Annotated in this window: 21 protein-coding genes; 18 read left to right on the top strand and 3 right to left on the bottom strand. The window is 47.3% G+C overall.

Annotated elements, in window-relative coordinates; genetic code table 11:
- The first annotated feature begins 184 nt into the window (after positions 1-184).
- From ACHKAR_RS04035 to fabF, 4 genes are all read left to right on the top strand, one after another.
- A complete protein-coding gene (locus tag ACHKAR_RS04035; RefSeq protein ID WP_159578744.1) occupies positions 185-520 on the top strand; it encodes a single-stranded DNA-binding protein in 336 nt (111 codons plus the stop codon).
- Between the two features lie 242 nt (positions 521-762).
- Positions 763-1,224: a hypothetical protein gene (locus ACHKAR_RS04030; RefSeq protein WP_395416277.1), complete on the top strand. Its 462-nt coding sequence runs from the start codon at positions 763-765 to the stop codon at positions 1,222-1,224.
- A 90-nt stretch (positions 1,225-1,314) separates the two neighbouring features.
- Positions 1,315-1,863, top strand: coding sequence for a TetR/AcrR family transcriptional regulator (locus ACHKAR_RS04025; RefSeq protein ID WP_395416276.1), 549 nt, complete (start codon positions 1,315-1,317; stop codon positions 1,861-1,863).
- Between the two features lie 51 nt (positions 1,864-1,914).
- Complete coding sequence (gene fabF, locus ACHKAR_RS04020) at positions 1,915-3,156, top strand: beta-ketoacyl-ACP synthase II (RefSeq protein ID WP_395416275.1); 1,242 nt, start codon at positions 1,915-1,917, stop codon at positions 3,154-3,156.
- A 49-nt stretch (positions 3,157-3,205) separates the two neighbouring features.
- On the opposite strand, the gene ACHKAR_RS04015 is transcribed toward fabF, so the two are convergent.
- A complete protein-coding gene (locus tag ACHKAR_RS04015) occupies positions 3,206-4,444 on the bottom strand; it encodes a GAF domain-containing sensor histidine kinase (protein ID WP_395416274.1) in 1,239 nt (412 codons plus the stop codon).
- A complete protein-coding gene (locus ACHKAR_RS04010; RefSeq protein ID WP_395416273.1) occupies positions 4,441-5,028 on the bottom strand; it encodes a cysteine hydrolase in 588 nt (195 codons plus the stop codon). Before ACHKAR_RS04010 ends, ACHKAR_RS04015 begins: the two co-directional genes overlap by 4 nt.
- Positions 5,029-5,234: 206 nt before the next feature.
- On the opposite strand from ACHKAR_RS04010, the gene ACHKAR_RS04005 reads away from it, so the two are divergent.
- The 14 genes from ACHKAR_RS04005 (at position 5,235) to ACHKAR_RS03940 (ending at position 22,826) form a co-directional block, all read left to right on the top strand.
- Positions 5,235-5,771, top strand: a complete 537-nt coding sequence (locus ACHKAR_RS04005; protein ID WP_395416272.1) for a Crp/Fnr family transcriptional regulator — start codon at positions 5,235-5,237, stop codon at positions 5,769-5,771.
- A gap of 88 nt (positions 5,772-5,859) precedes the next feature.
- Positions 5,860-6,402 carry a sigma-70 family RNA polymerase sigma factor gene (locus ACHKAR_RS04000; RefSeq protein ID WP_395416271.1) on the top strand — a complete coding sequence of 181 codons (543 nt, stop codon included), beginning with the start codon at positions 5,860-5,862 and terminating at the stop codon, positions 6,400-6,402.
- A 57-nt stretch (positions 6,403-6,459) separates the two neighbouring features.
- Complete coding sequence (locus ACHKAR_RS03995; protein WP_395416270.1) at positions 6,460-7,329, top strand: PhzF family phenazine biosynthesis protein; 870 nt, start codon at positions 6,460-6,462, stop codon at positions 7,327-7,329.
- A complete protein-coding gene (locus tag ACHKAR_RS03990; protein ID WP_395416269.1) occupies positions 7,326-7,763 on the top strand; it encodes an ester cyclase in 438 nt (145 codons plus the stop codon). The genes ACHKAR_RS03995 and ACHKAR_RS03990 overlap by 4 nt, the downstream gene beginning before the upstream one ends.
- Before the next feature lie 119 nt (positions 7,764-7,882).
- Positions 7,883-8,281 carry a hypothetical protein gene (locus ACHKAR_RS03985; RefSeq protein WP_395416268.1) on the top strand — a complete coding sequence of 133 codons (399 nt, stop codon included), beginning with the start codon at positions 7,883-7,885 and terminating at the stop codon, positions 8,279-8,281.
- Complete coding sequence (locus ACHKAR_RS03980; RefSeq protein WP_395416267.1) at positions 8,167-8,583, top strand: hypothetical protein; 417 nt, start codon at positions 8,167-8,169, stop codon at positions 8,581-8,583. Before ACHKAR_RS03985 ends, ACHKAR_RS03980 begins: the two co-directional genes overlap by 115 nt.
- Positions 8,584-8,595: 12 nt before the next feature.
- Positions 8,596-9,876, top strand: a complete 1,281-nt coding sequence (locus ACHKAR_RS03975; RefSeq protein ID WP_395416266.1) for a DUF2157 domain-containing protein — start codon at positions 8,596-8,598, stop codon at positions 9,874-9,876.
- Positions 9,869-10,444, top strand: coding sequence for a GDYXXLXY domain-containing protein (locus ACHKAR_RS03970; RefSeq protein ID WP_395416265.1), 576 nt, complete (start codon positions 9,869-9,871; stop codon positions 10,442-10,444). Before ACHKAR_RS03975 ends, ACHKAR_RS03970 begins: the two co-directional genes overlap by 8 nt.
- 164 nt (positions 10,445-10,608) lie before the next feature.
- On the top strand, positions 10,609-12,225 hold the full coding sequence (locus ACHKAR_RS03965; protein WP_395416264.1) for a tetratricopeptide repeat protein: 1,617 nt from the start codon (positions 10,609-10,611) through the stop codon (positions 12,223-12,225).
- A gap of 220 nt (positions 12,226-12,445) precedes the next feature.
- On the top strand, positions 12,446-12,586 hold the full coding sequence (locus ACHKAR_RS03960; protein ID WP_159578721.1) for a hypothetical protein: 141 nt from the start codon (positions 12,446-12,448) through the stop codon (positions 12,584-12,586).
- Positions 12,587-12,609: 23 nt separating this feature from the next.
- Complete coding sequence (locus ACHKAR_RS03955; RefSeq protein WP_395416263.1) at positions 12,610-20,073, top strand: S8 family serine peptidase; 7,464 nt, start codon at positions 12,610-12,612, stop codon at positions 20,071-20,073.
- 90 nt (positions 20,074-20,163) lie between these two features.
- Positions 20,164-20,598: a DUF3592 domain-containing protein gene (locus ACHKAR_RS03950; protein ID WP_395416262.1), complete on the top strand. Its 435-nt coding sequence runs from the start codon at positions 20,164-20,166 to the stop codon at positions 20,596-20,598.
- Between the two features lie 84 nt (positions 20,599-20,682).
- The gene (locus ACHKAR_RS03945) at positions 20,683-22,026 is read left to right on the top strand and encodes a DEAD/DEAH box helicase (RefSeq protein WP_395416261.1); all 1,344 of its coding nucleotides are present in this window, start codon (positions 20,683-20,685) and stop codon (positions 22,024-22,026) included.
- Between the two features lie 74 nt (positions 22,027-22,100).
- Positions 22,101-22,826: a DsbA family oxidoreductase gene (locus ACHKAR_RS03940; RefSeq protein ID WP_395416260.1), complete on the top strand. Its 726-nt coding sequence runs from the start codon at positions 22,101-22,103 to the stop codon at positions 22,824-22,826.
- On the opposite strand, the gene ACHKAR_RS03935 is transcribed toward ACHKAR_RS03940, so the two are convergent.
- Positions 22,823-23,956: a sugar phosphate isomerase/epimerase family protein gene (locus ACHKAR_RS03935; protein ID WP_395416259.1), complete on the bottom strand. Its 1,134-nt coding sequence runs from the start codon at positions 23,954-23,956 to the stop codon at positions 22,823-22,825. The genes ACHKAR_RS03940 and ACHKAR_RS03935 overlap by 4 nt on opposite strands.
- Positions 23,957-24,045: the final 89 nt, after the last annotated feature.

Genomic DNA, 24,045 nt, shown 5'->3' with positions numbered 1-24,045 from the left:
CTCCCTGATAAAAACATTATATCCCTGATAAACAGCAATATACCCGATTGTAACCGTTTATAATCGGCTGTATTCGGTTACCACACGAATAACGTTTCCACCTCACTTCAACTTTGTCATCGTCAATCGACACAAGTCATCTGCCAATCAGAGACTTTCATGTTTAACACAAATTTTTAACATCATGACAACTTTAAAAAACAGCGTACAATTAATCGGCAGATTAGGTAACGACCCACAAGTGAGAACTTTTGATAGTGGCAAGAAAATGGCCACCTTCTCTCTGGCCACCAATGAAACGTACCTCAATGCCAAAGGGGAAAAAGTAGAAGACACCCAATGGCATAACATTGTGATCTGGGGAAAGAAAGCCGACATAGCCGAAAAATACCTCAAAAAAGGCAGCGAAGTTGCCGTGCAAGGCAAACTGATCAACCGGAGCTATGAAAGCAATGGTGAAAAGAAATACATCACCGAAATCAGCTTGAATGAACTCCTGATGATGGACAAAAAAGCCTGACAAAGGCTCTATCCAATGACAAGGGCCACAAGTGCGGAGTTTACACCCCGCACTTGTGGCCCTTCTTTTTTATCAGCTCTCACCAGAATCCCTATCAAGAGCCACCCCTCTTCCTTCTATAAATGTCGCGATGAATACATCCACAACACGGCCTTTATGAAACCAGCATTTTGGCTTTTACGTGCTTATCATCTTGCAGGGCAATCTGAAAGCCCAGCTTTCCATAGTTAAAAATTACTTTCATGAAAAGTACCAAAACCATCGCATCAAGTTGGGATCCCAACAAACACCTACTCACCACCCAACTCAGCGGCGAGGTAGATCAAGCAGACATAGCCTACTGGGAGCAGTCCCTGCATGACGCACTAGGCCAAATCGATGACAACTCCTTTTTCAAAATTTTCATCAATATTTATGGGTTCAAGGCCATCAATCTGGAGGCTCATAAACGTTTCAGAGCCATTATTCCGCTGACCCTCGCACAATACGGTTGGAAGGTTGGGTATGTGGACCTATTTGAAGAAGAAGCCCGTCATATCCCCTACACCCATACCAGGGGCATCCGGTGTGTAGCTGCAGCGCATGCGCATCAGGATGCATCGAAAATAGAACGATACGAAGCAGAATTTAGCCGGGAGGCGGAGCATTTCTTCACCGACGCATCGGAAGCAAGGGCGTGGATTGAGGGATTTATTCCCGGATAACTCAAAACCCATTCTTAGAATCATCCCGTTGAGTCACCTGGATTTTCAGCTGGTTTGCAATACTTACTAACTAGTAAGTATATTTGTAATATGTCTGATACCAAACAAGATATCCTCAACCTGGCGGAGCACCTCATTAGATCACGAGGCTACCATGCCTTTAGTTATAAAGACCTATCAACACCGCTACAGGTGAAAAATGCCGCTATTCATTACTATTTCCCATCCAAAAAAGATCTGGGTGTGGCAGTGATCCGCAAGAACATTGAGGCTCTTGAGAATTGCTTTGCCAGCTGGGCGGGACTTCCGGCCAGAGAGCAGTTGTTTAATTTTATTGAAATATATTCGCTGAATAATCAGTCCAACCTCATCTGTTTTATGGGGGCACTGGGCCCCGCATATCAGAGTTTGCCCGAGGAAATGCGGGCTCCTCTGACCGAGGCGGGCCTGGAGATTCGGAACTGGCTAAAATGGATTTTAAACAAGGGAATAGAGGAAAATGCATTTCATTTTAATGAAACCATCGAAGAAAAAGCTGACGTCATTATCACATCGCTATTGGCCTCTCTTATTCTCAACAGAGTCACCGGGGATCGGGTACTGGAAAATGTCGTAAGCCTGATCCACAAAACCATCTAAAATCATTTAATCACCTACTTACCCAACCAGGTAAGTGCAAAATCACTTGATATGAAAAGAGTAGTTATAACCGGAATGGGCGCACTCACTCCCATCGGCAATTCAGTTAAAGAATTTTGGGAAAATGCCATTAGTGGACAAAGTGGAGCGGGTCCGATCACGAAATTTGACACCACCCATTTCAAAACCAAGTTTGCCTGTGAAGTGAAAAACTTCGCTCCTGAAACTTACCTTGAAAAAAACGAAATCAAGCGCAGTGATCTCTTTACACAATATGCCATTTACGCAGCCACTGAAGCACTGCAGGACAGTGGATTAGAAATAGCGACTATGTCGCCCTTTGACATTGGCGTGATCTGGGGAACCGGACAGGGTGGTATGCTCACCTTTGAAGAGGAAGTGGGGGGCTATATTTCCAATGGAAGAAAACCACATTTTAGCCCCTTCTTTGTACCGAAACTCATCTCCAACATGGCCTCAGGTATGATCTCTCTGAAGTTTGGGCTGATGGGTATCAATTATACCACGGTGTCTGCCTGTGCTACCTCCAACACCGCCATCATGGATGCCTACAATTATATCCGCCTTGGTAAGGCGAAAGCCATCATTTCGGGCGGATCTGAATCACCTGTGACTCAGTCATCCATTGGTGGGTTCAACGCCATGCGCGCCATGTCCACCAACAACGATCATCCTAAAGAAGCGTCCCGACCCTTTGATGAGGATCGTGAAGGTTTTGTCATGGGAGAAGGCGCCGGTGCATTGGTACTGGAAGAGTATGAACATGCCAAAGCCAGAGGCGCGAAAATCTATGCCGAAATGGTAGGAGCTGCTATGACTGCCGACGCTTACCACATATCAGCCACCCACCCCGATGGGTTGGGGGCAGCTAAAGCCATGGAACTGGCGCTGGAAGAAGCAGGTCACCACCCGGATGATGTTGACTATCTGAATACCCACGCCACTTCCACCCCAGTGGGAGACATCAGCGAAATCAATGCGGTTAGGAAAATATTTGGTGATGCACCGGAAAAATTGAAGATCAGTGCCACCAAATCCATGACCGGCCACCTACTGGGAGCCGCCGGAGCGATTGAAGGGATTCTTTGTATAAAAGCAATTCAGGAGAGTGTGATCCCTCCTACTATCAACACCAGCAAGATAGACAAGCAGATTCCGGAGAGTATTCAAATTGTGACCAAGGAGGCCATCCAGCAAAAAGTGGATTTGACCATGAGTAATACCTTCGGGTTTGGGGGACACAATGCCATTGTGATCTTCAAAAAAATCTAAATAGCAACTCTCTCAAACAGGGCGCCTTCCGGCGTCCTGTTTGAGCAAATCAATTCTTTTTAATGGTAAAATGGAATGTAGTACCCACACCCACGGTACTCTCCAGCCAAATATCTCCATCATAGTAGTTGACTAGCTTTTTTACAATGGAAAGTCCCACTCCTGAGGAATCCTTAGACACACTCAGCGACTGAAAGACTTCAAAAATTTTGTGAAAGTATCTCCGTTCAATTCCTATCCCATTGTCACTGATAGAAAATTCATAGTACTCTCCTCTATCCACATGACCAACGGTAATCAATCCTTCTGGCTTATCTATGAACTTCAGGGCATTGCCGATCAGGTTTTGAAAGATCTGGAGAAACTTTGTACTATCTCCGATCACACTGGGCAAGTCAGAATCCAACTTCACGGATATGTGCTCCGGAAAATGAAGAAGCCCTTTAATTTCGTGAATGATGTGGTTAAGGTCCACTACTTCTTCTCTGGCTTCACTATAGGCAATTCTTGAATAGTTCAGAGTGCCCGTGATCAAATTGTCCATTTGTAAAAGGGTGTTGTCAATCAACTTGATATTCCCGAGGGTTTCATCATCTAGTTTTCCTTTGTTATCCTCTTTGATCCAAGCTAACAGCGCATTGATAGACCTGAGGGGAGATTTCAAGTCATGAGACACTATGTGCACATATTCTTCCAGCTGAGTCTGGTATTGTGCTATCCGTTCGTGATTCTTCGTCTGGATTAACTTGGTAGCCGCCATTGATGCGATGGTTGTCAAAGTTTTGAGATGGCTCTCTTGAAAGAAGTCCTTCTTTGGATGTCTGGAATGTATTACCCCCATCACTTTTCTATCATCATGAGTCATCGGAATAGCTATCTCGGAAAGGGAACAGCCTGATTCGGTTTGCTTATCCTGAAATGCGTCTGCGATAATCTTCGCCTGACCTGTGACACATACTTCCCCTATCAAACCTTCTCCTATTTTGAAAATCACTGGGTACTCAATATCGGTCTGACAATATCCATCCATAAACTTTACCGACTGTATCAGATACTCCTCAGAGTCATTCATCAAAAATATCTCGCAATCCGTAAAGCCAAGGAGGCTATTTAGCTTCTTCACCATAGAGTCCACCACTTCATGGGTACCCTTCCCTCCCTGGATCGCTTCTGCAAAGGAATTGATGGTAAGGAGTTCTTTATTAGTTGCTGTTAATTTCTCGATCAACCTGTGCTGAATCTGAATATTAAGACTTTCTCCGTTCTGAACGGTCTCTGTGATTTTCATATCAATACCGAGCCTACAACTTCCTCAGATGATGAAACCTCAGCGTACAAAGGAAATACTTGCTCAAAGTAGAAATCCTTTTCAAAGACTGTTCTACCAGAAATACAATCGGACAGCATAGTAACCTTAAAACCTCGTTCAAAAGCCGATCTCCCAGTAGAATCAATACAGATAGAGGCCACAGTACCAGCAAGGATCACCTGCTCCACTCCGTGATCTCTCAGCGTCTGCTCTAAAGTGGTATTGACAAAAGCATTAAGCCCTTGCTTACCAGGAATCTCCATGATTCTATTACCAAACTGACTGATTTGGTCAATTGTCTTAGACCCGCTAGTCCCTTTTCCAAAAGCTCCTACTTCTTTTATGGTTTTGAGGATTCCTACAGGGTCGGTCAGCTCTGAATAATCCTCAGAAAAAATAATCGGTGTGGAAATAATCAGAGTATCCTCAGTCTTTCGAATCATATTGACTGTGTTTTCAATGATATTAGTCACTTTGGAAGATTCCTCTACTACCCCGCGCAGGATTCCATTTTCAGAAAAATAGTCGTTTTGAAATCCAATTAATATGATGGCTTTCTTCATGTCAGTGTTTTTTATTTTAACTCATTTATGGCTGTGAAATTATTGTGAAGGGTATTAACCTTCCGAAGAATGCCCGTGACGCGCATTTTACTATCGGTCAAACACAATTAAGTATAGACGAACGGCTTTCATAGGCATCAAAGTGAAGCACAGGTGCCTCTTTTGATAAAATGCTCCTACATTTACTCAACAACATTTAACTTTCGATGAATCCTTTGGAAGACCTTCTCGAAAAAATTGAAAGCCTTGGACTTTGGGAAAAGCAACTTACGCTGAGCCGAAACGAGTACCTGAAAGTAAAAGGCAGCACCGATACACGTATCTACCTTATTGTGAGTGGCAGCTTGAGGGTATTTGTCACTGATGACAAGGAGGAGCACACCATCCGTTTTGGCTACCAGGGCAACCTCATTGCAGCCCTTGACTCTTACATCACCGGTCAGCCCTCTGATCTCTATATTCAGGCACTTAAGAAAACAACCATCAAGGCCATCAGCAAAAAAACCTTTGATTCATTTGTCAATGGCTCAGAAGCAAACATGCGACTGTGGCAGGAAATACTAACCGCCCTGATATACCAGCAAATGGAACGTGAGCGGGATATTCTTACTTCTTCGCCAATGGACCGATATAATCGGGTCTTAACCAGAAGTCCACAGCTCTTTCAGGAAATCCCACACAAATACATTGCCTCCTACTTGCGCATGACTCCTGAAACACTTTCCAGAATTAAGAAAGATTGATCTTCCCTTCCATTGGTCTTTACCAAAATGACACCCTAACGGCATTTTTTCGTTTACCCAATGGAGTCCACTTCAAACCCCAACCCCAATGGTCGAAAACATGCATCCACCTATACAAGCCATCTGGAAAGATCTCCATCTGGAATTGGATAAGTTCATCAACAGTAAGGTGAATGACTCTGATCTCTCCAAGGATCTCCTGCAAGAAGTATTTCTCAAGGTTCATCAAAAGGTCCACACGCTACGGTCTACCGAGCGCCTCACCTCATGGGTTTATCAAATCACACGAAACACCATTTCTGATCACTTCAGAAAAGAAAATAAGCATTTGACGGCTGAACTACCCTTGTTGCTTGCAGAGGCACCAGAAGACGAACCACTTTATGCCCGATTGGCCAACTGTGTAAACTCCAAGATCGCTCAGCTCCCACCTAAATATCGCGATGCGGTGCTGCTCACCAGCTTTCAGGATTGGAGCCAACAGCAGCTGGCAGATACCCTCGACATTTCCCTCTCAGGTGCTAAATCACGGGTGCAGCGAGCACGCCAGCAGCTGAAAGAGGCACTGCTCAACTGTGATAACCTGGAATCAACCAACGCTGGCCAGCCAATAGATTACTCTGGCGACTAATTTTTTTGCGTCTTTTTGATGGTTCGTTCGTCTATGGTTCAAACAAACCTCAGAATCATGACAATAGATGTGCAAATTGTAAATGCTTTTACAGAAGCAGAATCCGGAGGAAACCCCGCTGGTGTAGTATTAAATGCTGACCAGCTCACCAGCGCACAGAAACTCGCCATTGCCGCACAGGTAGGGCTTTCAGAAACCGCCTTTGTCTCCGCATCAGAAATAGCGGACTTCAAATTGGATTTTTTCACCCCCAACAGACAGATTGCTCACTGCGGACATGCTACCGTTGGTACATTTTCTTACCTCAGACAGGCAGGCCTTATACAAGGGGCATATTCTTCCAAGGAAACTATAGACGGTCGTCGCGAAATTCACTTAAAAGGAGATCAGGCCTATATGGAGCAGCTGGCTCCTGTTTACAGGCCTGCCGACCATTGCGAAAATGAGATCTTGCAGGCCCTCGGTCTCAGAAAGTCCGACCTCATCCCAGGCGCTCCTTTGGAGGTAGTCAACACCGGAAATAATTTCCTCATCATCCCTATTAAAGATGCAAAGACGATGGCAGCCATTGTTCCCAACATGGCAAAAATCACTGAACTGAGCGAGGCGTTTGACCTCATTGGCTTCTATCCTTTTACCCTGGATACTGGCACAGAAGAGCGCATTGCCGATACGCGTATGTTCGGACCACGCTATCAGATCTACGAAGAAGCTGGCACCGGAATGGCGGCAGGGCCACTGGCTTGCTATCTATATGATGTCCTTGAGATCAAACAAGAGGATTTTCTGATTCGTCAAGGAAGATTTATGGCCAGCCCGTCACCCAGCTTGATAGAAGTACACCTCAATATCCAAAATGGAGCCATCGCAAGTCTGCTGGCAGGAGGAAAAGGTAAAGTTTCACAACAATTAACCATTGAAATATGAAAACATCTCACAACCCCGAAACGCTCGTATTAACTTTTTTTGAACGGGTATGGCATGCGCCACACGAGCTGGAGGCCATCGATGAACTGATGACCGAAGACTATGTAATATACACTGCAGGAACGGCTGTCGCAGGCAGGGAACGATTCAAGGATTGGATTCGGGGATTTCAGACACTTCTGCTCGATGCCCGCACTGATAGTGAAGACATTTTCTATAATGAGGCTCAAAACAAAGTGGTTTCCCGATGGATTTGCTCTGGCCGAAACAATGGGATCTTTGGTCTCCCCGCTGATGGCCGTGAAGTATCCTTTAGTGGGATCGCCATCTGGGAGGTGCGAATTGGACGGTTGGCCAGGTGCTGGGCTGAGCGAAGCGCTTATGAACTCTACCAACAGCTCATCACCACCGATCGTCCCGGACAGTTTGTATGAATGGAAAGTGATCCAAACACCTCATTTTAAGGTGATTAATGAGAAGACTTGAAATATGGCCCGGTTCTTGAAAGCAAAACGAAAACAATCCTTATTTTACACGCTAACCAATAGAATCTATGAAATCATTTTTCACCATTGCATTTTGTCTCACCCTCACCATCACTCAGGCACAGTACTTCATTCCGGCCATGGACAACTCTGAAATAGGCATGTCCAAAGAAGCGTATGTAGTGACCAATGCCGGTGATACGGTCAGAGGCCGTGTGCTTTCAGCCATGATCATGTCCGGGCAGCTGCGTTCCTTCACCATAAAAGATGCTGATGACAACAAACAGAAATTTAAATCTACCGACGTGAAATTGCTCGCCGTGAAAGCAAGCTTTCAAACATCAGCAGCGCCATGTCTGTACCCAATCTCTCCAGAGCTATGGAAGTGGATTTCAGTGACATCATCGACAGAGAATGGGTCTACTTTGAGCAGGCTTTATTGCCGAAGAAAAAAGACAAGTATGTGATGATGCAGCTGCTCAACCCAGGCTATGATTCCAAAATAAAAGTCTACCTTGATCCCAATGCAAACCAAACCATGAACGTAAGTGCGGGTGGTTTAAACCTGGCAGGTGGCGAAGATAAGTCATACCTGGTGGTGTATGACGGCAACAAATCTGAGGTGTATAAGAAATCTGGCTATAAGAAAGATGCACTGGAAAAACTCTATAAAAACTGCCCCGTTTTCACAGAAAACTATGAAGGCGAAAAATTCAAGTGGAGCAATTTTGCTGAGCACATCTATGTGTACGATCAGCTTTGCAACTAATCACTAAGCAACATGGCCCTGAGTAAAGATCTGGATGAACTGGTGCAAGCGCAAGTGATCTCACAGCAAACCGCTGATGAGATCACTGCTTACTATGCCTCCAAAAAAGAAGCTTCCAGCAGCTCACTGTTTGTCATTTTCGGGGTATTGGGAGCTATCCTGGTAGGACTCGGGATTATCCTGATCATAGCCCACAACTGGGATCACCTAAGTCGTCTTCAGAAAACCATTTTGGCGTTCGTACCACTGGTATCCGCCCAGGGATTTTGTGCTTTTTCCCTGATCAGAAAACGCAATAATCAACGTTGGGTGGAGAGTTCTGCTGCTTTTTTGTTCTTCTCGCTGGCTGCAGCCATCGCCATGATCGGGCAGATATACAACATCCCTGGTGATCTACCGGCGTTTCTCATGACCTGGATGTTGCTCTCCCTTCCAATGATCTACATCATGAAGTCCTCCATGCTTTCCATGCTGTACCTCATTGGTATTACAGGATATGGAGCAGAAACTGGCTATTCATCCCAGGATGCATCAGAGTGGTACTACTGGGCGATGTTGTTGGGCGCCTTGCCTCACTACTACCTGCTACTGAGAAAACATCCGAAAGGCTATTTTACGCATATTCATCATTGGCTGATCGCATTGTCACTGACCACCATGCTTGGCACTGTGGCTCACTCACATGAAGAGTTGATGTTCATTGCCTACTGTAGTCTATTCGGGCTTTTCTATGCCATCGGCCATTTCAGTCTATTTCAGTCCGTCGGAACATTGGCCAATGGATATAAGCCCATTGGTGCACTGGGCACCCTCATTATTTTATTGATCCTGAGCTTTGAGGAGTTCTGGAGCCATCTCTCCCAACCCAGGTGGCAGCTGCCTGACGTGCTCAGCTCCCCGGAATTTCTGGTAAGTATACTCATCACCCTGGCAACCACCTGGGTACTTTCCCTCAGAATACGCAAGGTAGGCCTCCCCCGCATCCTGCCAATGGAATGGGTCTTTCTGCTTTTTATTCCCACCTATATGGTTGGGTTTTTCTCCAGCATTTCGGTACTGATAATCAACCTGATTATTTTAACTCTGGGCATACTCACAGTACGGCGAGGAGCCAGAGAGGCACACCTCGGCTTACTCAACTATGGGCTGATCATCGTGACCATGCTGATCGTTAGTAGGTTTTTCGATGATCAAATTCCTTTTGTATGGCGTGGAATCCTATTCGTATTGGTAGGCATCGGCTTTTTTATTGCCAATTATTGGATGCTCAAAAAGAGGAAAGAAAATGTCTAGGTCCAAAATACTCATCCCTGCATTCATTTGTGTGGCACTCCTGCAGCTTTACGTTCCTGGTAGAATGATCTGGGACCGTGAACAGGTGCTGATTCACGGCAAGGAATACCTCTTCAAAACGGCTCCCATTGACCCTACCGATCCCTTCCGGGGCAAATACATACAGCTCAATTATGAAGCTGCCACTTACCCCATCGCTCACAAGGACGACTGGACCAATAGGGCTGCCATTTATGTTACTTTCTCAGAAGACGCCAATGGCCTGGCGGTAATCAAAACGGTGAGCAAGGAAAAGCCAACCGACACCCCCTATTTCCTAAAGGCCCATGTGGACTATGTCACTTATGATGATGTACTCATGATTGCCTACCCTTTTGAACGATTTTACATGGAAGAATCCAAGGCCTATGAAGCCGAGCAAGAATATAACCTGGCCACACAGGGTGATACCACGCTTACCTATGCGGTGGTACACATTCTGGAGGGTAGCGCAGTACTTGAGGATGTCAGAATTAACAACACCTCCATCCAGGAGTGGGTAGTTCAATCCAGATCGGAAAAAGAGTAAAAGACCGTCAACTAAGGGCAATCCGGGCAAACGCTGGTCGGTCTTCAAAAAACTTTAAGTAATCCGCATCTGCCAGTACCCTGAAATAACCCAAATCAGACCTATTTGATCGCTCGCCCCATAATCATTGCGGAGAACCCGTAAAAATCACTTTATTTGTATCAATGAGATTCCGACTCCATTATATCATCCTGTTATTATTGGTTGGCACCCGGCTAATGGCACAGGACAAAATCAAAATGGACAGTCTTTACCTTTTGGTGAATACCAGCAAGGAGGACACCGTGAAAATCAATGCACTGTTGGAAATCAGTCAGCTCTACCATCATGAGAGCTACCAGAAAGCCATGGAGGCCGCCAAGCAAGCGAGTGATATTGCCACCAAGTCAAAAATCAAGGCATATGAAGCCAAAACCGTAAGAGCCATTGCCAATGTGTATCTGTCAATGGGTGATTATAAAAACGCCTCTATCAATTACTTTAATGCCTTACTCTACTATGAGGACATCAAAGACACCTTGGGCCTGCTAGCCATGCACAATAACCTTGGCGTAATCTATGACCGACTGCACGAGTATGACAAAGCGCTGGACGAGTACTTCAAAGCACAGATGCTACTTAATCTCCAAAAGCCCTCAGCTGAAATGACCTTCAGGCTGCCTACCCTTCATAATAACATCGCCAATATCTACCAGACACAGGGAGACACCTCCTCTGCCCTGCAGTATTACACCAGCGCATTACGACTCGCTCAAGAATCCAACAATCAACCCCTACAGGGTACAGCGCTCAATAACCTCGGGAAGCTCTATATGGTAGACCTTCAGCAACCGGAAAAAGCCATAGAATACCTCCTGGAAGGACTGAAGGTACGGGAAGCCTATGGCGACAAGGCGGAAATTGCCAAATCCCTTGTGATCCTCGGCAACTATTATCTAAGATTAAATCAACCCGATAAGGCTGAACCCTTTGCTAAAAAATCCATAGCGCTCTCCGAAGAAATAGGTGCAATGGAGACGACCATGAATGCCTATTTATGCCTTTCCGAAATAGAGGAAGCTCAAGGCAAGCTGGGGGAATCTCTCAGTACCTACAAGGCCTTCAAAGCCCAAAGTGACAGCCTAAGAGACATGCAGGCCAATAGAGAAATTACCCGCCTGCAACTGCAATATGATTTCGACAAGGCCGAAAAAGCCAGAGCAGAAGAGCGGCGCCAGGCCCGGCTCAGGTACATCACTATTATCATCACTTTATCCATTGGCCTTTTGATCGCCATCCTCATCACAGTGATCATCCGCTCACGTGCCCGGCAAACTGCCCTGCTGCAAGAAAATCTCACACAGGATGTGGAGATCAAAAACAAGGAGCTGACCACCAACGTGATGTACCTGATCAGAAAGAACGAGCTTATCAACAGTGTGGCTGAAAGGCTGCTGAAGCTGCAACCCAACGTACTTCCCGAAAACTACAAGGAGATCCACAACATCATTCTGGATTTGCAGCGAGAAGCAGATAATGATAGCTGGGCTGAGTTTGAGTTGAGATTCAATCAGGTTCACACGGATTTCTACAACAAGCTCCATGAGCTCCACCCAGACCTGTCTCCGGCTGACGAAAAACTTTGCGCTTTCCTTAGGCTCAATATGAGTTCCAAAGAGATTGCAGCGATCACCCAGCAAAGCGTGAAGAGTGTAGAAGTAGCCAGAGCTCGCCTACGCAAAAAGCTCAATCTCACCAATACCACCTCAAATCTGGTCACTTATCTTTCCTCATTACACTGAAAAGCGAAATTCTTCCAGGCAAATCACAAAAGTGCTCTCCTTTGATCAATACAGCCTTTTAGGTCGTTTTGTTAAGGTAATGTTAAGGTATGAAAGCAGGTGCTGAGTGGTAATTCTATGGTCAAAATCCCCGCTGTAGTATTTATTCAAAGGCCAAATATTTAGATCCCGCCATTTACCAAAGTTTATTTGTGTCGTTGCCCCGTAAACGAAATATGCTTTGAAAGACAAGGACAAAGACCAAAAATTAATCAATGATCTGATTAAAAAACGGAAAGAAGAGAATGATGCTTTTGCCAAACTCCTCAACGAGATCAGCAATAAGCAGCAACCTCTTAAGTCCACCAAAAAGAAATCTTAGTTAGAATCCAAACCAATCGTACTATGAATCATTTTTTACCTTTTAAGACCAACCGAATATTGCTCGCGCTGATATTCACTTTGTGCGCCACACTCAGCTGGGCACAAAAGATAGAGCCGGGCGTGAAAAAGGGAATTGTCAAGGTGAAGTTTTCACCTGAGATGACTTCTTCTCTACAGCAAATGACGGTCACCAGCCGGAAAAACGAACTGGTCACTGGTCTAAAGCCATTCGATGCCACCGCCAATCAGGTGAAGGCCTCTGATATGTACCGACTCTTTCCGGTGAACTCGGCTACAGAAAGTAAACTTCACAAACATGGGCTTCACCTATGGTATATATTGGAAATAGATGAAGACATCAACCCAAAAGCGGCGGCTGCACAACTTATGCTTCTGGACGAAGTGGAAGTAGCGGAAGCTGAGCGTATAAAGGTCATTGCCCCCTATGAGGTAAAAGCTTACGTGCCCTCATCTTCTACCAGTCGGCAAGCTTCCCTCCCTTTCAACGACCCGCTCCTGGGAGATCAGTGGCATTATGACAATACCGGGCAAACCGGGTTTTCCGATGCTGACGTCAACCTTTTTGAAGCCTGGACCAGTGTGACCGGAGCCAGCGACATCATCGTCTCTGTACACGACGAAGGTGTGGATGTCAATCATGAGGATTTGAACAGTAACATCTGGGTTAATGAAAAAGAACTAAACGGACAACCGGGTGTGGATGATGATAACAACGGATATGTGGATGATATCCACGGGTACAATTTTCAAAGAAAAACCGGGGAAATCGACCCCCAGTACCACGGCACCCACGTGGCAGGCACCATTGCAGCCATCAATAACAACGGAATAGGCGTCTCGGGGGTAGCAGGTGGTGATGGTTCCGGCAATGGTGTAAAAATCATGTCGCTGCAAATCCTGGGTGGAGCGGCCATAGAGAAATCATTCGTATACGCAGCTGACAATGGAGCAGTCATCTCCCAGAACAGCTGGGGCTATTCCTACCCTGGTTCAGTGGAAGAATCTGTATTGGATGCCATCGACTACTTCATAGCGGAGGCGGGAGATTTCGAAGGCAGCCCCATGAAAGGCGGGATTGTCATTTTTGCAGCGGGAAACTCCAACTATGATGCAGACTGGTACCCTGGTTATTACGAAAGTGCTTTTGCAGTAGCCTCCATAGGACCAGAATGGAAAAAAGCCAGCTACTCCAACTACGGTACATGGATAGAGCTTTCGGCGCCTGGTGGAGCCACCGAATATGGAGCCAAAAACGGTGTATTAAGTACCATTCCAAACGATCAGTATGCCTATCTGGAAGGTACCTCGATGGCATGCCCTCATGTATCGGGGATCGCAGCACTGGCTCTTGTCAACAGCGCTACACAGATCACTAACACTGAGCTGTGGAATAAACTACAAACCGGGGTAGTAGACATCACTGCCTTTAACCCTGGCTACGAGGGCCTCCTCGGCTCAGGAGCCATTGATGCAGCCCTGGCCATTAAGAATGATCTTGGTAAAATTCCAGCCACCATCTCCGACCTTACAGTCACAGGCATCGCTCAGGAGTTTGCCACATTGAGTTGGAAAGTACCCGCTGACGAAGATGACGGAGCTCCGGTTTCTTTTACTCTTTACTACCATACCGCACCTATCAACAGTGCAAATCTCACATCTGCTTCCCGGCACATCATTAAAAACACTCAATCAGCCGGAAGTGATGTTGCTTTTGAAGTCAACGATCTTTTAGGGTTGACCACTTACTACTTTGCAATCACCTCCACCGACAGATGGGGCAACGTGTCAGAACTCTCAGAAGTGATCTCTGAGACCACTAATGAAGGGCCTTCCATAGCTGTAGACGGAAACAGCCTGCAAATAGCACTGAATGTGGACGCCTCTGGCAGCCTGACTGCCAGTCATAACCTCACCATCCTCAATGAGGCTGCCGGAGTGTTGCGCTGGGAATATTTTACCAGACATAGCAATTCCTCCCTGGCATATGGCGCCGACCGACTGAACTACCCAACCTCCACTGCTACCAAAAAAGCATCTGCTGCGAAAGTCGCTCAGCGCAATGCCGACGATAATCAGGATAAGCTCAGGGGTCAGTCTCCTGAGACGTATTCATTTACTCCTGTAGTTAAATCATACGCTGATTGGGCGACCAACATCATTGGCGAAACGGATATTAACCTTAGCAACTCAGCCGCTACCAAATTCATCGTGTCCGAAACGGAAGGTTTTAACCTTACTCAGGCACGGATGTACCTCAAACATGATCCTGCACTAGGACCGGTGATTATGGAGGTATACGAAGGTGACACACCTTCTAAAGAAAATCTGATCTACGCACAAGAACACAGCAACTGGAGCGCTGATGAAAGCTGGGCGTACATCACCCTCAACGAACAACTATATTTTGGGTCAGGCTCTACCTTTTGGCTTGTCTTCCACGTACCTGCAGGAAACCTGTTTCCCCTGGGTATTGGTTATGAGACTGACCCAAAATATTCTGAATATTGCTTTATGTCCTTTGATCTGGGTGGCACCTGGGCCCCGCTGGAGGATCTCCTGGATAGCAAGGAATTTACTTTCGCTGTGGCCGCCGATAGCTACAACGAACACCTGGGTACCTACCTGACCCTGGATCCGGCCAACGGAGACGTAGAAGGTAATAGTGATATGAATGCTACCCTTACGGCCGATGGCTCCACACTGATCAATGGTACTTATAATGCCAATCTGGTACTGGCTTCTAATGATGCCAACCAACGAGAATTGAGGGTTCCTGTGAGCCTGAATGTAAGTGGTCATCAGCCACGCATTGTCCACACAGATATCGTTGATTTCGGAAGCGTTTTCATTGGTACTTCTGAAACCGTAGAAATCGTTCTGGACAATCAGGGGTTTGGCAATTTCAACAACCCGTCTTTTAACATAGCAGGCGACCAGTTTGCCATAGATGGCTATGCCCCGTGGCAAATACAGGCACGCGGAAAGGTAACACTAAAACTCAATTATCAACCTACTACTTCCGGGAATGCTAATGGTCTCCTTACCATCACCAATGGCGATCAAACCTATGAAATCTCCCTCTTTGGGGTGGGTGCCGAAACTTCGGAGATTAACATCACTCCTACTGAGCAAGTGGTAAACAATGTGGCCATTGGGGATGTCATCAATGCTGAAGTACTCGTTAAAAACACTGGCGGCTATCCATTGAAATACTTTATCCCTGGTTTTGACACCAAAGGAATAAGCAACGACTGGCCTTCTGCCTACCATACTTATGGGTATAAGTACAAAACCAGTGACCCTTCAGAAACCAACCCTATTGCCTATGATTTTCAGGACATCTCTGCCACAGGTGTGGACGTGACTGAAACGATCAAGGATGATGGAGCTTACTATGAGGTAAACATGGGATTTGACTTCCCTTACTACGGAGAGTCATTAAAGACACTCTACATCGCACAAAAAGGTTTCACCACCTTTGACAACAGCGTGCGACCAGTCAATACCCCCACCCTCAATAATTTTTATAGCCCAAAAGGATACATCTCTCCGCTGGGTACATTTCTCGACTTCTCTGCACAGGGACAGGTATTCTACCAAGTAGAAGCTGACCGTGTGATCGTGCAATACCACAACGTGACAGATGGATTCAATGCTCCCATCACTGCACAAATGGTGCTTCACTCTAATGGAGACATCAGGTTCTACTATGAGGAAATGGGCTTTGACTCCTGGTCACAATCCTATCTTACCATCCTGATCGAAGACCTGAATCGGACCGATGGTATCCTCGTTCACAACTATGAACAGAAGATTTCACTGTACAGCGGACTCGCGCTGGGTTTTGACTACCCGGGCCCTAATATCATCAGCAGCATCGAAAATGCTTCCGCGATACTGGCACCTGACAGTAGTGCATTGGTGAGCCTGTCACTGAACACCTCCACCCTGGTGGAAGGTACCACCAAAAGGTATATCAACATCATCAGTAATGATCCAGCCAACTTCCAGACCAGTGCTTTGGTGCAATTGGAAATCACCTCCGGTGGCACTCCACTCCCTGTAGTATCCATGGATACGATAGAGTTTGGTGAAGTCTTTCAGGGAGCTGTACGTAAAGCAGTTTTCACAGTGAAGAATGAAGGGACTGCCAATGTGAACATCACGGGTATGGCTTTCGCTAATGAGGCCTTTAGCCTGACAGGCACACAACCAGCCACTATTAAGCCGGGACTGTATGGAAAATACGAAATAGTAGTTCCTACTACTACAACTGCCGATTTAGAAGATGTCCTTACCATCTCGTATTCCGGCGGTTCTACAAGTACCATTTACGCCTCTGCTGCAGTGGTAGATCCTCCAGCCATCAACGCAGATCTGTCTTTGGTGCAGCAAACCCTCGCTTATGGCGAATCAGCTACTGAACCATTTTCCGTCGAAAATACCGGCCTGGCGCCATTGTCAGTCACCATGACCGGTAAGCAATGGTTGTCCTTCGACACAGAAACACCTGGTACTTCCCATGGGTATGCCTTCCAGAAGTACAATGCTGGTGAATTCTACCAATGGATCGACATCAGAAAAACTGGTACCCAAATGCCCTTTGCCGAAGATTTATTTGATAAGGCATACTTCTGGAGAGACCTGACCCTGCCCTTCCCTGTGACAATCTACGGAGAAGAGTATGAAACTATGAAAATAGGTGAAAACGGAATTGTCTCACTGGAAGAAGACCCTGAGGTCATGTTCTTTAACGATGCGATTCCAAGTGCTACCTATGATGGCACCTTCATCATGCCCTACTGGACTTTCGGAGGATTTGATACATACTTCTTCCCTGAGGATGAAGTGGGAATTTTCTACCAGTTCTATGATGACAAAATCATCATCACATGGAGCTACCTGGTCAATAACTTCGGAGGTATGGGTGACCCGATCTCTACTCAGCTCATTTTGTATAAAAATGGAAGCATGAAGTTCCAGTACAAAGTGGAGGAGTTTGGTTCAGACCTCACGTCCACCTTCACAGCCGTGGGAATCCAGGAGAACTCCGCCAATGGTGTGGGTATCTCGAACCAGAACAACCTGGATCATGGCAGTGGCCTGGCTTACATACTGGTGCCTGCAGAAACCTACACCGTGGCTCCGGGAACTTCCCTGACTGGCCAGATCGGTATGACCGCACAAAACATATACGGTGGTACCTACTCAGAATCACTGAAAATACAAACCAACGTACCGGGTAGTGAAAACCTGGAAAAACCCGTGGAATTAACGGTAACCGGGGATGCCGTATTGGCACTGGAAGAAACCGTGGATTTTGGAAGCAAAATGATCGCCATGGAATGGGGATCTCCCCTATCCAACTACCTGGATTTGGAAATGGCAAATGAAGGATCCGCTCAGTTAGAGGTAAGTTGGGCTCAAATGAAAAGTGGTACCGAAGGTCTGAGTTTACAGATCTGGGCATTGGTAGATGGATGGTTCGGGCCCGAATGGCGCTGGGCTGACATCTCGGAGCTTTACTCGCCCTGGGCATGGGTCACACCGACTTTCACCATCAACCCTGGTGAGGCATTGGAAACCAGAGCGGTATTTGCACCGGCATACTCCGGTGATTTCAGAGATACCCTCGTACTCACTACCAATATCGGGCAGTTCGACATCATCATGACCGGTACGGGCTTTGAGCCTCCGGCCATGACAGTGACCACTGAAAAAGTGGAAGTGGTGATGAATACCATGGATGAAGCATCTACCGGCAGCATTGTTTTCGGTAATACTGAAGGACTTTCTGCCCTCCAGTATGAGGTGAGCATTGACTATGGCAGAGCAGGTGCTACAGCGACTACCCATCAAAGAACGGCAGCAAAGCCTGCTACCGTGGCACTTCAGTCCGAAAGCAGCCAACACTCACTGACTAATAAGGCACGCACGAGTGCTACTTATAACAGGATTTTGAACCATACCGATAAGGAAGCGCCGGACACCTATATAGGGATTGGCGGTGGAGCACCTTTCACACTGGCCACACGATACAATGCGGGTGAGCAAGGCTTCAACATTTCACATGTGGAAACCTGGTTCAAACCTGAAGCAGCCACAGAAGGTAAGCTAATGGTAGAGGTGAGAGCAGGTGGTACTGACATAAGTGAAGCCATCCTGCTGGCCAAGGGTGAAGTAACCTTTACCGGATCTGGAGATGACGAAGTAGGTGCATGGCACCAGATCGCTCTGGAGGAGCCCGCAGGCATCTACCCTAACGAGGACTTCTATGTACTCATCACCTACCCGCTGGGCATTCAGTTTCCTCAGGGGTCTGTGACAGGGCAGGAAACCGTACCTGGAAGGTATTACTACTTCGATGAAGGCTCCTGGTACAACCTGCAGCAGGTGGCCTCTTTCGAGACCATGGGCTGGCTGATGTATGCTGCTGAGGAAACCGCCGGCGATGCGGCATGGCTCACCATCACCTCCGACCTGAATGGTGAGGTAGCCATGGGTGCAGAATCTACCATCAACCTTGCTTTTAGCGGTGCATTGGCCAAGCGGGGTGACCAGATCGCAGAGGTGGTGATCACCTCCAACGATCCAAACAATCCGGAAGCAAGAATACCTGTATCACTCCACATGAATGAAGCGCCGATGTTTGCCAAAGTGCCTGCCTCGCTTTTTGTTCAGGAAAATGATACCCTGGTGGTGAGTTTTGAAGTGACCGACAAGGAAAACAACACTTACACGGTGACACCCGCCGAGGAATACCCGAATCTGTCATTCGCAGAATCCAACGGGCTGATCACCCTCACCCTCACCCCTGACTATGGTGACGAGGGTACTTATAGCTACACCCTGGTGGCTACAGATGAGCATGGTGCTACCGCCGAAGTAACACTGGTTGCTGAAGTGGCCCATACCAATCAGGCTCCGGGATACATTGCCACTGAACCACTGGTACAGATCAAAGGGCAAGCCATCGAATACGCCATTGGTGATTTCTTTAGCGACCCTGATGGAGATGCGTTTACCTTCACCGTCACCAGCAGTGAAAGTAGCATTGCGGAGGTATTTGCTGCAGCTGATAAATTCCTGATCTCCTCAAAGGTGATTGGTGAAACATCCCTGACTTTCACTGCCACTGATGTGCATGGAGCAGTAAGTGTAGAAACCATCAACCTAACAGTGGGAGCAGTGATGGAAACGGCCAAAGAAGCTGAAGCTTATGGGATATCTGTTTTCCCGAACCCAACTACCAGTAAGCTTCATATTCAGCTTCCGGACGAAAACCGTGGCACAAGTAAAGTAAGATTAATCAACCTGCTGGGCGTAAGTGTCATGGAGATGAGCGGAGATTTTGCCGCCAGCTCCGTCACCACACTTGACCTCACCAGGGTTCCAACCGGGATCTACTTCATTGAAATCACAGATCAAACAGGTACCTATACGACTAGAATCCTCAAAGATTAATGTTTTTGAATTGTGTAATGAGTAGGTTTAAACCGTGGGGGCACAGCCCTCACGGCTTCCTTTTTTTGTACCCTTTTGTTTCTTGGTACCATGATGAAAAATGTCTTCGTATTGCTCGCTGGGTTGACCTCATTGACCTTTGGAATATACCTCTTCCAAAGCAGACTTAGTTTTATCTATCGAGCCACCAAAACTGAGGGTGTAATAACAGAGATAGAATCCCGTCGCACTTCTAGTAAGACCTATTATTACCCAATTGTCTCCTATCGGGACGTAGAGGGAGATCAACAGACAATGCATTTCGATCTGGGCACCACCGGAGGGTTTGATTACTCTGTAGGCGAGACCATCACCATACTTTATATACCAGACGAACCCGACTCTGCTAAGGTCTGGGTTTTCTGGGAAATGTGGGGAGTGCCTTCTGTCCTTAGTGGAGTGGGCATCATATTCATACTGATAGGCATTGGCAACCTTCGAGGCTCCTTTTCGCAGAAGCGAAACCCCGAAGTAGCCAATGAATAAGAGAAATCAAATTCAAAGGGGTACAAACATGACTCAGTCTTCCCTACCTCAAAACCCCACATCCCAGCTATAAATACCCCATCTTTGCCGTCTCAAATTTTCACACGGGAGCACATTACCATGGGTACATTAAAAAATCAACAAGACATACTGGACAAGCTGAAGATTGAAAAACTCAATCCGATGCAGGAAGAAGCCCGCCAGGCCATTCACTCCACCCAAAATGTGGTGCTGCTCTCTCCTACCGGTACCGGAAAAACGCTAGCCTTCTTGCTGCCCATTCTTTCGGAACTGGAAGCCGACTGTGAGGAAGTGCAGGTGCTGATACTGGTGCCTTCCAGAGAACTGGCCCTGCAGATAGAGCAGGTACTCCGCGAGATGGGTACCGGCCACAAAGTAAACGCCATTTACGGTGGTCGTGCTGGCTCCAAGGACAAATTGGATCTGAAACACCGACCCGCCATTCTCATCGGCACACCAGGGCGTATCGCTGATCGATTCAGAAGGGATAATATGCCCACCGAATTCATCAAAACGCTTGTGCTGGACGAGTTTGATAAATCCCTGGAAGTGGGCTTTGAGAAGGAAATGCGTGAGATTCTTAGCAGCTTACGCAAAGTCAAAAAGAGAATTCTGACCTCTGCCACCCACGGTGTAGAGATCCCCGGATTCGTGGAACTGAGAAACCCTACGTACATCGATTATCTGGGTGAAAAAACCTCCCAACTGAAACTCAAAAAGGTCAGTTCGCCAGACAAAGACAAACTCCAAACACTCACAGCTCTCCTTGGTCATATCGGCAACCAGCCCGGCATCATCTTTTGCAACTACAAAGAGACCATCCAATATGTGAGTGATCACCTCACCAAAAACAGGGTGAGCCATGGTACTTTCTACGGAGGCATGGAGCAAAAGGACAGAGAGCGTGTGCTGATCAAATTCCGAAATGGCACGCACCAGCTCATTATCGCGACAGACCTGGCTGCCCGGGGACTGGATGTATCCGAACTCAAGTTTATCATCCACTACCAGCTCCCGCCCAGAGAAGAGGAGTTTACCCACAGAAACGGCCGAACGGCCCGAATGAATAGCGAAGGAACTGCCTATCTGATCCAGTGGGAAAAGGAACCCCTCCCCGATTTCATCAAAGGAGCCAGGGAAGAAAAACTCTCCAAAGCGAATCTCCCCGGCCCATCCATCTGGAGTACGCTCTTTATCTCAGGTGGCCGGAAAGACAAGATTTCCAAAGGCGATATTGCGGGGATCTTCTTCAAACAAGCCAACCTGAGCAGTGAAGAAGTGGGCACTATAGAGATCAAGCAGGACTGTGCTTTTGTGGCCATCCATTCGGCGAAAGCCAGTGAAGTGGTCAAGACCCTGGACAACACCCGCATCAAAAAGAAAAAGGTCAGAATCTCGGTCATCTAGTTTTCCGGCCCCAACCGGAACCTAATCCCCACATTTTTGTTAAAAGGTCTGAACATTCAAAAAAGAATAAGAAAATGAGTACTGCAGGCAAAAAAATGGAAGTGGAAATCTGGAGTGATGTGATGTGCCCCTTTTGCTACATCGGCAAACGGAAATTTGAGGCCGCGTTGGCTGAATTTCCAGGCAAGGATCAGGTAGCCATCACCTGGAAAAGCTTCCAGCTTTCCCCACATATGGTCACCGATCCGGCCAAAAACATCCATCAATACCTGGCCGAACACAAGGGTATCAGCCTGCAGGAGGCCGAGCGAATGAACGACTATGTGACAGACATGGCCGCACAGGTGGGGCTCTCCTACCGATTTGATCAGGCGGTAGTGGCCAACTCCATGAAAGCACACCGCTTTTCGCACTACGCCAAAACACAAGGCAAACAGGACGAAGCAGAAGAGAGACTCTTTTCAGCCTATTTTACAGAAGGAAAAAACACTGACGACCTGGATACACTGGTGACCCTGGGTGAGGAAATAGGACTGGATGGAGCCGAGGTACGTGCCATCCTGGAAAGCGACAAATACACGGAAGCTGTCCGCACCGATATCTATGAAGCGCAGCAAGTGGGCGTGCGGGGCGTGCCTTTTTTCGCTTTCGACAGGAAATATGGTGTGAGCGGTGCGCAGGACTCCCAGGTGTTTCTGCAAACACTCCAAAAGTCTTTTGACGAGTGGAAAAAAGAAAATGTCAGTCCGATAGAAGTCATCGACGGACCTGCTTGTGCGCCTGGTGAAGACTGTGCCTAACTCAACTCTTTCATCGTCACAATGGGCACATTCTGAGTGGATGGCTCTTTGAGAGGAGCCACTCCGGCGATGTTATACTGATAACCTGTATCCGTCAGCGGCCAAAGCATGGGCGCCAGAAAGAGCAAGCTGGCCTTATACCCCTGCATAATGGCGCCATCATTGCCTGTGGCTTTGCTCAGAGCGGCTTCATTTTCCATCTCGAAGGGTCCATCAAACCCCCTGGCCATCAACTCGGCTACAAAGGCACGCCAATCCATGCTGTCTGAACCGCCAAACCCCGGCATCATGGCCTCATAGTTATGCCGATCCCAGTCATGGGCCGGTATGGGCACGCCGGCTTTCCGAGCCAGCTCCTGATCTACCGACTGCATGGGATACATGGCTCCCCAATGGGTTCTGGCATTGTTGTGGAGGTTTCGGGTGGCCTTCACATGCACCCTATGAAGCCTGCTGATATCCATGGCTTTGATCACTTCTGTGGGGTCAATGCCCTGCCACACGTCGTGCGAAGGGTCGTAGATTTCTCCATGCGAACGACTGGGGATCAGCTCATACATCAGCTTGCGGGCAGCCAGTACCCCCGGTAGGTTGTTGTAGGTGCTGGTGTAGCCGGCAGACCGCCAGCCCTCCATGGGGCAGTTTTCATACAAGATGGTCACGCCCATGTCTGCGGCATACTGCACGATGGGTGCAAATACCCGTTGGTATTCCTCGAGGTTTCGCTGAAAGCCTCCCTCCTGCACACCCAGCTCATGGTTGTAGCCTACGAAAGTGCCCACCTTCACATCGTTGGCCTCTCCACCCAGCAAATGGGCGATGCGGATGAGCTTAAGCAAATGATTCTGATTTTTAACCCGCTCTGCTTCATCCCCACCGATGAGGTTTTCAAACGCTCCGATAGAGAGCTTGAGGTTGGCAGCATTGAACTGTGCGATTATCTTTCTGGCCTCCTCCGGTCCGAAATCCTCATAGTCGAGGTGTGTGGCTACATGGTCGGCCCGGGTGCCATCCCGGCGAAAGACACACAGATCAAGGCCCTGCACACCCACCTGCTGTGCTTTCTCGATGATCTGAGGGAGCTGCAGGTGATCAAAAGCGGAGGTCATCAGCCAAAGGGGGTTGTTCATAACTAGTGGGGTTGGTGTAAGGGCTAAAAGTACACAAGGAGGGCTTAAAAGCAAACTGGGGAGGGGGATCGCGGGCTTTTCTATATGTT

Source organism: Marinoscillum luteum, assembly GCF_044005705.1.
Classification (GTDB): Bacteria; Bacteroidota; Bacteroidia; order Cytophagales; family Cyclobacteriaceae; genus Marinoscillum; species Marinoscillum luteum.
Note: the sequence above shows the minus strand (reverse complement) of the source record. Positions and strands in the feature narration are given on the sequence as shown.

Bases quoted from the DNA above. Each gene is read 5' to 3' on its own strand.
- ACHKAR_RS03965 (WP_395416264.1), top strand. From the start codon at position 10,609: ATGAGATTCCGACTCCATTATATCATCCTGTTATTATTGGTTGGCACC.
- ACHKAR_RS03980 (WP_395416267.1), top strand. From the start codon at position 8,167: ATGTCTGTACCCAATCTCTCCAGAGCTATGGAAGTGGATTTCAGTGAC.
- ACHKAR_RS03955 (WP_395416263.1), top strand. From the start codon at position 12,610: ATGAATCATTTTTTACCTTTTAAGACCAACCGAATATTGCTCGCGCTG.
- ACHKAR_RS04015 (WP_395416274.1), bottom strand. From the start codon at position 4,444: ATGAAAATCACAGAGACCGTTCAGAACGGAGAAAGTCTTAATATTCAG.
- ACHKAR_RS03995 (WP_395416270.1), top strand. From the start codon at position 6,460: ATGACAATAGATGTGCAAATTGTAAATGCTTTTACAGAAGCAGAATCC.
- ACHKAR_RS04010 (WP_395416273.1), bottom strand. From the start codon at position 5,028: ATGAAGAAAGCCATCATATTAATTGGATTTCAAAACGACTATTTTTCT.
- ACHKAR_RS03940 (WP_395416260.1), top strand. From the start codon at position 22,101: ATGAGTACTGCAGGCAAAAAAATGGAAGTGGAAATCTGGAGTGATGTG.
- ACHKAR_RS03990 (WP_395416269.1), top strand. From the start codon at position 7,326: ATGAAAACATCTCACAACCCCGAAACGCTCGTATTAACTTTTTTTGAA.
- fabF (WP_395416275.1), top strand. From the start codon at position 1,915: ATGAAAAGAGTAGTTATAACCGGAATGGGCGCACTCACTCCCATCGGC.
- ACHKAR_RS04005 (WP_395416272.1), top strand. From the start codon at position 5,235: ATGAATCCTTTGGAAGACCTTCTCGAAAAAATTGAAAGCCTTGGACTT.
- ACHKAR_RS04025 (WP_395416276.1), top strand. From the start codon at position 1,315: ATGTCTGATACCAAACAAGATATCCTCAACCTGGCGGAGCACCTCATT.
- ACHKAR_RS03985 (WP_395416268.1), top strand. From the start codon at position 7,883: ATGAAATCATTTTTCACCATTGCATTTTGTCTCACCCTCACCATCACT.
- ACHKAR_RS04000 (WP_395416271.1), top strand. From the start codon at position 5,860: ATGGTCGAAAACATGCATCCACCTATACAAGCCATCTGGAAAGATCTC.
- ACHKAR_RS03970 (WP_395416265.1), top strand. From the start codon at position 9,869: ATGTCTAGGTCCAAAATACTCATCCCTGCATTCATTTGTGTGGCACTC.
- ACHKAR_RS03975 (WP_395416266.1), top strand. From the start codon at position 8,596: ATGGCCCTGAGTAAAGATCTGGATGAACTGGTGCAAGCGCAAGTGATC.
- ACHKAR_RS04030 (WP_395416277.1), top strand. From the start codon at position 763: ATGAAAAGTACCAAAACCATCGCATCAAGTTGGGATCCCAACAAACAC.
- ACHKAR_RS04035 (WP_159578744.1), top strand. From the start codon at position 185: ATGACAACTTTAAAAAACAGCGTACAATTAATCGGCAGATTAGGTAAC.
- ACHKAR_RS03935 (WP_395416259.1), bottom strand. From the start codon at position 23,956: ATGAACAACCCCCTTTGGCTGATGACCTCCGCTTTTGATCACCTGCAG.
- ACHKAR_RS03950 (WP_395416262.1), top strand. From the start codon at position 20,164: ATGATGAAAAATGTCTTCGTATTGCTCGCTGGGTTGACCTCATTGACC.